12 protein-coding genes, 1 pseudogene and 1 riboswitch are annotated in these 11,368 nt (G+C 70.8%); of the genes and pseudogenes, 8 read left to right on the top strand and 5 right to left on the bottom strand.

The window, feature by feature from the left end; genetic code table 11:
- Positions 1-296, top strand: a 296-nt coding sequence (locus tag ACFV8H_RS34730) for a hypothetical protein (protein ID WP_380407863.1), incomplete at its 5' end; no start/stop codon positions are given.
- Positions 297-984: 688 nt separating this feature from the next.
- Positions 985-1,263 (top strand): hypothetical protein, encoded by a 279-nt coding sequence (locus tag ACFV8H_RS34725; RefSeq protein ID WP_380407861.1) that lies wholly within the window; start codon positions 985-987, stop codon positions 1,261-1,263.
- 358 nt (positions 1,264-1,621) lie between these two features.
- On the opposite strand, the gene ribB is transcribed toward ACFV8H_RS34725, so the two are convergent.
- The gene (ribB, locus tag ACFV8H_RS34720; protein ID WP_380407860.1) at positions 1,622-2,278 is read right to left on the bottom strand and encodes a 3,4-dihydroxy-2-butanone-4-phosphate synthase; all 657 of its coding nucleotides are present in this window, start codon (positions 2,276-2,278) and stop codon (positions 1,622-1,624) included.
- A 250-nt stretch (positions 2,279-2,528) separates the two neighbouring features.
- A riboswitch (FMN riboswitch) is annotated at positions 2,529-2,659 on the bottom strand.
- Between the two features lie 420 nt (positions 2,660-3,079).
- Complete coding sequence (locus ACFV8H_RS34715) at positions 3,080-3,556, bottom strand: hypothetical protein (RefSeq protein WP_380407858.1); 477 nt, start codon at positions 3,554-3,556, stop codon at positions 3,080-3,082.
- A 1,014-nt stretch (positions 3,557-4,570) separates the two neighbouring features.
- Between ACFV8H_RS34715 and ACFV8H_RS34710 the strand changes: the two genes are divergently transcribed.
- Together ACFV8H_RS34710 and ACFV8H_RS34705 are read left to right on the top strand one after the other, a co-directional pair.
- On the top strand, positions 4,571-4,885 hold the full coding sequence (locus ACFV8H_RS34710; protein WP_380407857.1) for a cold-shock protein: 315 nt from the start codon (positions 4,571-4,573) through the stop codon (positions 4,883-4,885).
- Between the two features lie 67 nt (positions 4,886-4,952).
- A complete protein-coding gene (locus tag ACFV8H_RS34705; RefSeq protein ID WP_380407855.1) occupies positions 4,953-5,474 on the top strand; it encodes a hypothetical protein in 522 nt (173 codons plus the stop codon).
- 506 nt (positions 5,475-5,980) lie between these two features.
- Here ACFV8H_RS34705 and ACFV8H_RS34700 read toward each other — a convergent pair.
- Positions 5,981-6,469, bottom strand: a complete 489-nt coding sequence (locus ACFV8H_RS34700) for a hypothetical protein (RefSeq protein ID WP_380407853.1) — start codon at positions 6,467-6,469, stop codon at positions 5,981-5,983.
- A gap of 147 nt (positions 6,470-6,616) precedes the next feature.
- Here ACFV8H_RS34700 and ACFV8H_RS34695 point away from each other — a divergent pair, with 147 nt between their 5' ends.
- On the top strand, positions 6,617-8,305 hold the full coding sequence (locus ACFV8H_RS34695; RefSeq protein ID WP_380407851.1) for an ISAzo13 family transposase: 1,689 nt from the start codon (positions 6,617-6,619) through the stop codon (positions 8,303-8,305).
- A gap of 86 nt (positions 8,306-8,391) precedes the next feature.
- Here ACFV8H_RS34695 and ACFV8H_RS34690 read toward each other — a convergent pair whose 3' ends face one another.
- Together ACFV8H_RS34690 and ACFV8H_RS34685 are read right to left on the bottom strand one after the other, a co-directional pair.
- Entirely contained in the window at positions 8,392-8,640 is a 249-nt protein-coding gene (locus ACFV8H_RS34690) for a hypothetical protein (protein WP_380407849.1), read from the bottom strand.
- A gap of 577 nt (positions 8,641-9,217) precedes the next feature.
- Complete coding sequence (locus ACFV8H_RS34685; RefSeq protein ID WP_380407847.1) at positions 9,218-9,598, bottom strand: hypothetical protein; 381 nt, start codon at positions 9,596-9,598, stop codon at positions 9,218-9,220.
- 194 nt (positions 9,599-9,792) lie between these two features.
- Between ACFV8H_RS34685 and ACFV8H_RS34680 the strand changes: the two genes are divergently transcribed.
- The 3 genes and pseudogenes from ACFV8H_RS34680 to ACFV8H_RS34670 all read left to right on the top strand — a co-directional run bounded on the left by ACFV8H_RS34680 (position 9,793) and on the right by ACFV8H_RS34670 (position 11,076).
- Positions 9,793-9,954 (top strand): hypothetical protein, encoded by a 162-nt coding sequence (locus ACFV8H_RS34680; RefSeq protein ID WP_380407845.1) that lies wholly within the window; start codon positions 9,793-9,795, stop codon positions 9,952-9,954.
- A 319-nt stretch (positions 9,955-10,273) separates the two neighbouring features.
- A pseudogene (locus ACFV8H_RS34675) lies at positions 10,274-10,660 on the top strand (transposase); the annotation flags it as partial.
- An 89-nt stretch (positions 10,661-10,749) separates the two neighbouring features.
- Complete coding sequence (locus ACFV8H_RS34670) at positions 10,750-11,076, top strand: hypothetical protein (protein WP_380407844.1); 327 nt, start codon at positions 10,750-10,752, stop codon at positions 11,074-11,076.
- Positions 11,077-11,368: the final 292 nt, after the last annotated feature.

Below are 11,368 nucleotides of genomic sequence, written 5' to 3'. Positions count from 1 at the left end.
GGCACGGCGTCACATCGGACGGCCAGGTGGCCCTGGCCGAGGTCCGGGGCGCCATCGGGGCTTGCGCGGGTCCCGCGGCGCCGGGGCCTGCCGTGCACGCCGAGGTGCGGGAGCCCGGCGCGCCTCCGCACACCTTCCTCGCCCGGCATCCGCGCCGCGCCGACCAAGTCCAGGACGACGGCGAGGACGACGACCAGGACCGCGGGCCGCTCGGCGACATCCCTCACCAGGTCCGCCGCCGAGCGGCCGGGACGACCCAGGAGACCATCCGGCGAGACCCGCACCGGGCCCGGTAGGACGAACGCTGCGCCGACGCCGCGGACGAGGCCGCCTTCGCCACGGCGGCCACCCTCCGCGCGGAGAGGCAGCGCGTCCACGACCACGACACCGTCCTCCGGTACGTGCTGCGCGCGCCACCGCCCGCCAGGACCGTCGCCGCTTGCGCTCGCGCGCCAGCCCACTGGGCCCGCCAGAGCGTGGAGGCCGCTCACCGCCGCTTCGTCGGCACCGCAGCACGGGCCCCTCCGCGTCGCTCTGGAGCGCGTCGGCCGTTCGGGGCGCCGGCCCGTGCCGTGGCGGCCGCGGTCACCTGCGGAGCGGAGGGCCGGTCGTCGGTCGCGCGGTGGAACGTCGGCCTCGGGGGCGGGGTCCTGATGGCGGGGTCGGCCTCGTGGCTTGTCTCCGTGGCCCGGTTACCTTTCTGGTCGCCGGTCCGAGGCTTCGGCGGATTGGGTGCCTGTTTGGTCGGAGTGTCGGGGGCGGTTGTGGCTAGAGCCCGCGTGCTCGTGTCGACGGCGGTGCGTGTCCTAATCTGACAGCGCGGCAGGACGGCTTTTCGTCAGAAATTCATGGACGAACTACCTGACTAGCTCAATTCTTCCTCAAGTGTATTGAGGTGCGGCTTCCCGGGTGGTTTTAATGGGATCAATCCGGGGTGCGTTCCGGTCCGGAGAGAAGATGGTTCCCTGTTCTTTGGAGTGTGAGATGAAGCGTCGTATCACCGCTATGGCCGCCGCAGTCGGGACGGTGGCCGCCGGTGTCGTCCTGGCTGGTGCCGGGGCTGCCCAGGCGAAGCCGTGCGACTACGAGGGTGTCGGTTCCGACTGTGTGTGGCGGGCGAATGTCGTCACCTGCAACGCCGTTCTGCACACTCTGCAGGACTTCTACGGGGGCAATCCCATGCGTGCTCTGAAGGAGGGCAACCAGGCCCTTTACAACCACTGGGGTGCGTGCAACACCGCCGGTATCACCAAGAAGCCGTGATGCTCGGGAGTTACTGATTTCCGGATTTCAGATTCGGAGCAGAATATTCTCCTGATCTGTCGGTGAAATTTTTTCCGATGGGACCGGCCGGGCTCGTACGAGCCCGGCCGGTTCTGTTTTCCGCCCGGGACAGGTGAATTCTCGGTCCGTACGCCGATACCCGCCGATCCGGCTCCCTGGAGTGTATGAGCACGTGGGCGGGAACGGAGGGGCCACAGCCGTGAGGCACCCCGGTAGGCACGGCGGGTGGGGTCCGGCGTGCGATGGCCGGGGGCCGCCCGGCCCGCTACCGCTATGGGACGGCCGGCGGCGGGCCGGACGGGAGGACGTCGCGTCCCGCCCGCCGGGCGGCGGAGCGTCAGGGGGTTCGGGCGGGGTCCTCGGCGGCCTGTCGGTAGGCGACCAGGTCGCCCACGGAGATGAGGACCAGGGAGTCGCGTTCGGCGAGGTCGCGCAGGTCGTCCAGGCGTGCCATGGTCCAGTCCGGCCGGACGACCTCGCACATGGTGGTCACGCCGGACAGCCCGGCCAGGCGCGACAGGTCGACGGCGGCCTCGGTGTGGCCGTCGCGTTCCAGGACGCCGCCGCGGGCCGCCCGCACCGGGAAGATGTGGCCGGGCCTGGCGAAGTGGTCCGCCTTGGCGGCGGGGTCGGCCAGGGCCTGGACGGTGCGGGCCCGTTCGTCGACCGGGATGCCGGTGGTCCCGCCGGTGATCAGGTCGACCGAGACGGTGAAGGCCGTGCCGTGGAGGCCGCGGTTGTCGTCCGTCATCTGCGGCAGGCCGAGTTCGTCGCACCGCTCGTAGGGCACCGCCGCGCAGACCACGCCGGAGCTGTGGTCCAGCAGGTACCTCATGGCGGCTTCGTCGGTGTACTCGGCGGCGACCATCAGGTCGCCCTCGTTCTCGCGTGACTCGTCGTCGAAGACGACCACGAAGGCGCCCCGGCGGAACGCCTCGATCGCCCGTCGCGCCTGCTGCAGGCGGTCGGTGGGGGTGGGAAGGGTGGTTGCCATCTGCTCTCTCCTGGTCGGTGAGCCCCTGGACCGGTGGGTCCCGGCGGGGGTCGCTGATCTGTGGGAGAACGCGGCCATCCGGAAGAGCGCGTGCCAGCGCACACGCCTTCCGCAATGGACGGCGCCGCACGCGCGGGGGAGGAAGGCGGTTGACGGCTCGCCCCCGTGCGCGGACGCCGTTCCGGGGAAAGCGAGCACCGCGTCCGCGCGGCAGGGCGGTTGGCCCCGGCCGGGAGCGGACGATGTGTCGCCGCGCACTGCCTTTCATCCGGACTTTCACCGTCGGTCCTGGAGTTCCACCAGGTCAACCGGCCGATGGCTTCGGCCGGGTCGCGGACTTTCACCGCCGGTTCGGAATTGCACCGACCCCGGAGCGCGCGAACACTCGAATCGATCATGGCACACCCGTCAGGGCCGGTGGACGGCCGGTGGAGGTGTTCCGCGCCACACCGGGTCGGTCGCCGGCTACGCGGTCCCGGTTGCGGCCCGCGGCCGTGCTTTCCTTCCTGACGGGCCGTTGCGAGGCTTCCGGCCGGGGGCGGGTGAGGGGCCGGTGCGCGGTGTCGGCGGCACCCGGGGTGAGTGCCCGGGCGCCGGGGTGAGTGCCCGGGCGCCGGGGGCGGTTGTTGCCGCGCTGTTCCCGTCCCTGCCGGCGGAAGGGTCGCCTCGGTGGCCGCCGCCGCGCTTGCCGCGCCCTGCTCTGACGCCGGGCCGCCGCTGCTTCGCGCCGCCTGCCGTACCGCCGTGGCGTGTCGCCCTCCGTCGACCCTGACGAGGAGGCAGTGCTGCCCCGGGAGTGGGTCAGATGATGGTGATTCTGAACACGCGGGAGTTGTTGCCCGGAGTCGGGTCGTCGGCGAGCTCGGCTTCGACCGTGCCGTCCAGGACCTCCGGGTCCATGCCCGAGGCGACGGAGATCCGGACTTCCGCGGTGACGGCGGCGCCGGGTGCCAGGCCGCGCGGGATCTCACATGCCACGGTGTGGCCGAAGGGCAGCGTGTGGCAGGACGCGGCGGCCGACGTCCCGCTGCCGACGACTCCGGGTGGCAGGTGCACGTACAGGGTGACCGGCATGGCGGTGGGGGCGGTCCCGACGTTGGTGACCACCGGGTGCAGCAGGGTGGATCCGCCGTCGGCAACCGGGGCGGGGTCGGCGACCTTCACCGAGAGGTCGGCGTGGGGGCGGTGTGCGTCGGCGGCCGCGGGTGCGGCGGCGGTCAGCAGTGCCGCCGCGCACGCCATCGGGAGGACCCTGGAGAACCTGGGTCGGGACGGCATGATGATCACTCATTTCCTCCGGGGGTGTCGGCCGGGTGTGCGGGCCGGTGGGCCGCCCGGCCGACGGTGCGAGGGCCAGCATCGCGATTCGCCCGTTCTGCCGGACGGTGACACGGCGGGCTGTCACCCGTGTGGGCGGCTGCGGGTGGAAGGGGCGACGCCCGCACCGGTGCGCTTGCCGGGTTCCCCGGTGGTGCCGGCCGCGTCACCTATGACGGCCGCATCCGGGTCCGTGGCGCCCGGAGCCGGACTGGACCGGGCCGTAGCGCGGCCCGCCCGCCGATCTGGAGGCGGGCGCCACCCTCGACGGTCCCGCGAACCGTACTGGCCCTGGCGACGACCCGGACCTTGCGGCCCGGGACCCGGCCGGGCGAGCAGACGGCGGTCCCGTGCCGACGGGGAGCCGACCGGGCGGCGGGACCGCGGTCCTTGAGCCCTGGCCTCCGCCGGGGACGCTCGCAGGGCCGGGGCGCCGGCCCCAGGCAGGTGGCACCGGTGGTCTGGGACGAGGAGTTCGTCCGTGAGCCGGGCGACCACGACCTGCGCCGGGCCGGGCTCTGTCCTGACGGTGCGCAACGGCCCCGTTCACCGCGGTGCTTGGCGCCGCGGTGTGGACGCAGCGGTCCGGACAGGGTGGACGGCGGGTCGCGGTCCCGGTGCCGTGTCCGGATTTCAGCGTCGTGTCCGAGCTTTCCCGGCGTTGCTCCTGTTGGCGGCGCGGACCGACCGCCCGTTCTGGGGAGAGGAGCCGGCTGGAAACCGGGGTGCCTCGGCGGAGGCACCGGGGATTCCCTTGAACGTCCGTTGAGCACTGGATTGACTGGACGGCGAGCAGGCGAGGTGCCCGCACCGGACGGGTGCAGCTCGTCCCTGCGTTCGTCACAGGGGCCGGAGCCAGGCGTACGAGGGGTGGATCGCCGGTCATGTCCGCGCGGCTTCCGCGTTCACGGGGCCGGGAGCGTGCCGTGGGTGGTCTCCTGACTGTCGACCTGATGAAGCGGAGAGGGAGACGGCATGTCTGACGGCGCGAGCGAGACGGAGCACGAGGGGCAGGTCCGGGAGTGGCACGCGGATCAGGGGTGGGGGGTCCTGGTCTCCCGGTCCCTGCCGGAACCGGTCTGGGCGCACTTCTCCGCCGTCGCCGGCGGCGGCTACCGGGAGCTGACGGTCGGGCAGGTCGTCCGGTTCAGTGCGGAGAGGGCCGACCAGGACTCCTTCCACTGGCGGGCCGTCCGGGTACGGCTTCCCGGTAGCCGTCCCGGGGATGGTCCCGAGAGCGGGGACGGCCCCGGGTATGCGTCGGAGCTCCGCATCACCTTCGACGAATGAACCCCCTGGCGTGACCGGAAGCCGCCTGCTCATCCACCGCACACCAACGACAACCACGAGGACGTCGATGTCTCTGCGCACCACCTTCAAGCCTGCTTCCATAGCCGGGGTCAACGAGGGCCGTCACACCTTCAAGATGTCCGCGCCCTCCTACAACAGGACCGACGCGAACGGCACGTTCGACGGCCAGGTGAACATGGCGGGAACCGTCGGAAGGCCCGCCCCGATGGCCTGGTCCTTCACGACCTCGCCCGCGATCCGGGCGATCGCCACGGGGAAGATGGACTGCACCGCCGGCCACCAGCAGCTGCGCTACAGCGACTCGCACCGCGGCGTCCCCGTCGACTACCACTGGCACTCCACCGTGCCGGACAACCTCCGCGGCAAGGACTACACCCTGTACGGGAACTGCACCTTCCCGGTGAAGGTGAAGGGCCGCGCCGGGAAGGCCAACCTGGGGTTCCGCTTCAACTACAACCTGTTCGACGGCGTCTCCCGGCCGAACCGGCCCGCCTCCGACACGGACCCGAACGCCGCCGAAGAGGCGTCCTACACCTCGGACCTGCAGATCGCGTACGACCCCGCGTGACCTGAACCCGCTCCGCCTCCCGGCGCACCGGACCCGGCCCTTCGCCAGGTGACCGGTACGGCGGTGGCAGCGGTCCCGATGCCGGTCACCACCGGGTACAACAGGTGGATCCGTCGGCTGGGCCCGGCTCCCTAGAGCTGTCGCCTCGCGCCTGCCGAGCGGGACCTGGGCCGCCCGATTCTCGACGGTGAACTGGCCGGCTTCGACACCGACCGGATCCACGAGGCGCCAACACTCCTGCCGGGTGGGGACGAGGGCGCGGCCGAGGAGGTCGAGTGGCTGGTCGGCGAACTGCTCCCGGAGTGGACGGCGGACGCCCGGGAGCGGGGCGCGGGCTGCTGATCCCGCACGGCGGCGGCAGATGACCGCGCGGCCGGCGGTGTGCGGATGACCGCACGCGTTCGGCTGCACGCGGACGACCGGCGCGACGCAGCCGTGGGGGGCCGCGCCGTACGGGGTTCACGGGGGTCCGGTGACCGGGTACGAGCGGTCGGAAGGGCAGCCGGTCAGAAGGCGGACTGGTCGCCGAGCTCGACGATCCTCAGATCGCGCACCCCTACGGTGTACCAGACCTCCTGGCTACCGCCGCTGCCCCAGAACTCGGTGAGCCGGACGGAGGCGGAGCCGTGCTCCTCCTTCACCTGCTGGGCCGACCAGTCCACCGGGACGTTCTGCGCGCGGAACACCGGATCGGCGTCGTTCTCCTGCACCCAGGCATCCAGCCGATGGTCCAGGGCCGAGGTGAGGAAACGCTTGCGCACCTCGGACGGCTGCTCGCCACTGGTGCCCAGCACCGCCCGACGGTACTCCTCGACGAAGGTGACCACCTGGTGTGCGGCTGGCGTCCCCGCCCGCACCTGGGCCGCCACGACCGCCGTAGCCGGCCCCGGAGGCAGCGCGAACGCTGCCGGGGCGGAGGCGGTCAGTAGGCCGCCGACGGCGAGCAGGGCAACGGAGCCGGCCAGGGCGGTGCGCCTCGGGTTCATTCGCTTCATGCCGGGACTCCATCATTCGCTGACGAACTCTGCATATCGCCCAAACGTGTACCCTGCCCGGCAGGCGAGGGTATTTGACGATTGATCTTCTAAGGGCTCGCAGAGAATCAGCGTGTTGCTTCCTGCTTGGGTGCTCGTTGATGTGGTATGGGGATACCTGATTCAGTCCGCAGTCAACTCGCCCTGAAGTTCGAGGAGTTGTTCCCGCACCTGGACGAGAGGCAGCGTCGGCTGCTGATGGGGACCGAGGCGCGACTGCTTGGCCACGGCGGGCTGCGGGCCGTCGCGCGGGCGGCCGGAGTCAGCGAGACGACGGTCCGCAACGGCATGGACGAGCTGGAGGCCGGCGGGGAACCACTGGGTCGGGTCCGCCGGCTCGGCGGTGGACGCAAGAGGGCTGCCGAGCTGGACCCAGGACTGCGTCCGGCCCTGCTGGCCCTGGTCGAGCCGGACATGCGCGGGGATCCGATGTCGCCGCTGCGCTGGACGACCAAGTCGACCAGGAAACTGGCCGCCGAGCTCACCCGCCAAGGGCACAGGGTCAGCGCCGACACCGTCGCCGACCTGTTGCGGGAGGAGGGCTTCAGCCTGCAGGCCAACGCCAAGACCGTCGAGGGCAAGCAGAACCCGGACAGGGACACCCAGTTCCGCTACATCAACGAGCAGGCCAAGGAGCACACAGACGCCGGAGATCCGGTGGTGAGCGTGGACTGCAAGAAGGAGGAATTCGTCTGGCAGTACAAGAACGGCGGAAGGGAGTGGGAGCCCTGCGGCGAGCCGGTGCAGGTGAAGACGCACGACTTCTTGGACCGGCAGGGGCCGGGGAAGGCGATCCCTTACGGGATCTACGACATCGCGGCGAACACCGGTTGGGTCAACGTCGGCACCGACCACGACACTGCGGGCTTCGCGGTCGCCTCGATCCGCCGCTGGTGGCAGGCCCGTGGTCGCCACGACTACCCCCAAGCGAACCGGCTGCTGATCACCGCGGACGCCGGTGGCTCCAATGGCCACCGCACCCGCGCCTGGAAGACTGAGCTCGCCGTCCTCGCCGTCGAGACGGGACTGGAGATCACGGTGTGCCACCTGCCCCCGGGCACGTCGAAGTGGAACAAAATCGAGCACCGGCTGTTCTCGCACATCACGACGAACTGGCGCGGCGGGCCCCTGACCAGCCACGACGTGGTCGTGAGCAGTATCGCCGCGACCACCACCCGCACCGGGTTGAGTGTCGAGGCCGCCCTCGACACTGGCACCTACGACACCGGCCTGAAGGTCACCGACGCCCAGATCGACGCCCTGCCGATGAGCCGGCACCGCTTCCACGGCGACTTGAACTACACCTTCCACCCCGTGCACCACCCGTCGGGCCAGGAGCAGACGATGGACCTATCTTCACCAGAGCAACCAAACAGCCCCGCTGTCAGCTCGCTGAACGACCCGGAACTGACCGGTATGCACCGTGATCAACTTGACTCTCTCACAAGTGAATTGACCCTTCTGCTGGACCGGCGGCGTGAGGAGATTCGGCACGCGCGACGCGGCACCGACCGCCGCCGAGCCCGCGGCGCAGGCGCCAAGGACAAGCTGGGACTCGTCGATCGGATCCTGGCCGCCATCCTCTACCAGCGGAAGATCGGCACCCAAGAACTCCTTGCCCAGCTCTTCAGGGTGGACCGCAGCACCATCACCAACGCAGTCGCCGAGGTCCGCCCGCTCCTGGAGCAGCCCGACCGGCACATCCCCGCCTCCATGGCACGCTTCCGCACCCCCGCCGACGTCACCGCGTTCCTCACGCACGCCCCCACCTTTGCGGAGATCAAATCACCGTGTTGATTCTCTGCGAGCCCTAAGCTTGTTCTTTATGGTCTGAGCTGGTCGCGTTCGATGAACTGTCCCGCATCTCGCCGAAGTCAGCGGCCTCAGGAGAACAGTACCGAGCGGAAGCGGAGCCGCCGGCCGGCCGAGGCACCTGGGTCCAGCACACGGTAGACGTCCCCGACGCAGCCGAACTCCAGGAAGGCGACGGCGGCCCCGTTGGTGCGGTTGACGGGCGCGTAGGCAGCGTCCTGGTCGGTGGCTCCCTTGACGTCGACGCACTCCTCGGACCCGGGATCGAGCAGTTCGCCGCGGTGTTCGGAGCCGTCTGCCCGGTAGGTGTAGCGGAACACGCCGTCGGCGGCGCTGGCGGAGGTGGGGACGGGTGACGAGGAGGGTAAGGGCGCCGAGGGCGGCGACGGCGACGGCGCGCAGACGCATCAGGGTTCTCCTTTGGGGGCAGCGACGCGCCCGAAATGCCGGGCGCGTGAAGAACCGATTCCCCTGCGGGGTCCAGCCAGACGGGACATCACCCGGGCGGGTCAAGCTTGTTCTTTTGGTCCGGTGTCGAGTACAGGGCCGTACACGGTCACCCACCTGGGTTCGCCGGACATCAGCGCGGCTCCCGACGGCCGTCCGGTACGGCTGATGGCAGGCGGCTACAGCGCGGGGCGACGTGGACGCGGGAGCTTGCGGGCGGCAGGAGTGGGAGGGGCACCGCATCGTGCCGGGGCGGGCCGCCGCTGCCGTCAGGCAGCCCCGGGGTGGAAGAGCCCCAGCTCGGCCACCAGGGAGTGGCCCGTCAATGCGCTACTGCGGGAGGAGTGAGCCGGGTTCCTCCGAGCCCGACGCCGGTCACCTTTGCTGCGGACTACGTCCGCGTCTACCGCTGACCGGCGTCCACCGGGGGATGGCCTGAGGTCAGGGCGCCTACGGCCCGGTGCTCTCGACGACCTCGATGCTGAACAGTTGCTGGTTGTTCGCCTCGTTCCGGTCGTCGTCGCCGCGCACCGAGACGCGACCGCCGGCCAGCTCGCCGAGGGGGACCTCGGGGGAGAGCCGGAGCGGGATCAGCGCGGTCGCGCTGCGGAACTTCGGCAGACCGGCCGGGAAGGTGCAGCGCACCCGGTGGCCGTTCTGGAACTCGTAGCAGTTCTCCGGGAAGAACGGCGGCTCGGCCGTGACCCCCTCGGGCAGGGTGATCACGACGGTGAACGGCGAGGCGGTCCGGTCCGGGCCGAGGTTGCCGACGAAGGCGTGCAGGACGGTGGTGCCGCCAGGTGCGGCGGGGTCGGGGTCGATCCGGCCCACGTAGAGGTCGGAGTCCGAGGATCAGCAGCATACGCCTGCGTACCACGGTCGTCGCCGCCCTCGGCGCCCTCACCCTCCTTATCGCCGTCCCCACCTCTGCCAATGCCGCCGTCGGCGAGTTCCTCTACTCGGTCGGCCCGCTGCCCGGCATCCGGGCAGGCCTCGCCGACCCGGAAAGCGGCGGATGCATCAACGTGTTCGGCGCCACCGAGGCCAACCCGGCCTACGCGCCGAAGAACCTCACCACCGCCACCGTCTTCCTCGACTTCAACTGCGAGGGCGACACCTACTACACGATGAACCCCGGAAAGATCCTCGGCAACCGCCTCAAGTTCCGCTCCGTCGTCTTCTCCTGACCACGCCCGACGGCAGCACGGCCGGACGCGCTGGCAGCGGAAGCGACATCCTGTCCCGGGGTGTCCGGCGCCGACCCCGGGGCAGAGGATTCTCCACGAGAACCCTGTGCCGGCCGGGGCACTGTCGTCGAGAGCAGCGCGTCCCCGGGATGCCCCGCGGTCGCGAAGTCCTCCGCCGCCGAGCCGCGTCATGTCTCCAAGTCTCGAACAGAACCCGAACGGGGTCGCTCGTTCGGCTGTTCGCCGGACATGGGCATGGACTTCGCCCGATCATGTGCTCCGACCCAGGAAGCGCGTGAACTCGACGAAGGCCGTGAGGATGACTCTGCTGCACGATGGTGTCCGGCGGCATCAGTTCGCGGACGCGTCACAGTTCCGGGAGGCCTTCTTCGCGTGTCTGACAGCGCGGCGTGACGAACTGTTCGAGCTCGCGGACGCGCTGCTGTGCGCGGACGGGCCGGTGACGGCGCCGGTTGATCTGACGCTGCTGGCCGAGCACCGGCGCGGGCACGGGGCCCTGTACGACGCTCTCAATCGTGGCCGTCTCGATGCCGACGGGCTGCGGCGGACGCTGGCAGGGCTGCCCCAGCCGACGGCCGCCGACGGCCGGCTCGTTCTGGCCGTGGATGTGAGCAACTGGCTGCGGCCGGACGCCGTGTGCAGCGCTGGCGAGGCGGAGCGTTTTGAGCTGAATGGAGGATCCGGAGCCTGACCGGGAGCGCAACAGGGGATGGTTCGCGTACCGCCCCGCCCACTCGACGGGGCGCCCACTCCCGAACGGACAGGACCAGCAGCATGCGTCTGCGTACCACGGCCGCCGCCGCCCTCGGTGCCCTAACCCTCCTCGTCTCCGTCCCCACCTCGGCCCACGCCGCCACCGGCGACTTCCTCTACAAGGTCGGCCCCGGCGTCCCGGCCGGGCTCGCGGACCCCAGGAGCCGCGAGTGCATCAACCTCTTCGGCGCCACCGAGGATCATCCGGCCTTCGCCCCGGAGAACTTCACGACCTCCACCGCCACCGTCTTCCTTGACTTCAACTGCGACGGCGACACCTACTACGTGATGAACCCCGGCAAGAAGCTCGGCAACCGCCTCAAGCTCCGCTCGGTCATCTTCTCCTGACCACTTGCCACACGGTGGGAGAGACCCGTTCGGGTCTCTCCCACCCCACACGGCCAGCCCAAACATGCCACGTCGCAAGACGCCCCAGACCCACCCACTCACGGCACAGCCCAAGAGGGGGGAGGAGCAGGATCGTGGCCAGGCGCCACAGCCTGGGACTCTCCCGGCAGAACGGGCCAATCGGGGTGGCCCGAGACAGGCATGTCCCAGTCTCGGGGGCGGAGTTCGGCGGCCCGCCGAGGCTGGCCAGGACGACGGCCGGACGGTGAGCGGGGCGCCGCGTGGCGAGCGG

The organism is Kitasatospora sp. NPDC059827 (genome assembly GCF_042731675.1).
In the GTDB taxonomy this organism is placed as follows: domain Bacteria; phylum Actinomycetota; class Actinomycetes; order Streptomycetales; family Streptomycetaceae; genus Kitasatospora.
Note: the sequence above shows the minus strand (reverse complement) of the source record. Positions and strands in the feature narration are given on the sequence as shown.

Excerpts from the sequence above, each read along its gene's own strand:
- ACFV8H_RS34725 (WP_380407861.1), top strand. The coding sequence starts at position 985 with ATGAAGCGTCGTATCACCGCTATGGCCGCCGCAGTCGGGACGGTGGCC.
- ribB (WP_380407860.1), bottom strand. The coding sequence starts at position 2,278 with ATGGCAACCACCCTTCCCACCCCCACCGACCGCCTGCAGCAGGCGCGA.
- ACFV8H_RS34715 (WP_380407858.1), bottom strand. The coding sequence starts at position 3,556 with ATGCCGTCCCGACCCAGGTTCTCCAGGGTCCTCCCGATGGCGTGCGCG.
- ACFV8H_RS34710 (WP_380407857.1), top strand. The coding sequence starts at position 4,571 with ATGTCTGACGGCGCGAGCGAGACGGAGCACGAGGGGCAGGTCCGGGAG.
- ACFV8H_RS34705 (WP_380407855.1), top strand. The coding sequence starts at position 4,953 with ATGTCTCTGCGCACCACCTTCAAGCCTGCTTCCATAGCCGGGGTCAAC.
- ACFV8H_RS34700 (WP_380407853.1), bottom strand. The coding sequence starts at position 6,469 with ATGAAGCGAATGAACCCGAGGCGCACCGCCCTGGCCGGCTCCGTTGCC.
- ACFV8H_RS34695 (WP_380407851.1), top strand. The coding sequence starts at position 6,617 with ATGGGGATACCTGATTCAGTCCGCAGTCAACTCGCCCTGAAGTTCGAG.
- ACFV8H_RS34670 (WP_380407844.1), top strand. The coding sequence starts at position 10,750 with ATGCGTCTGCGTACCACGGCCGCCGCCGCCCTCGGTGCCCTAACCCTC.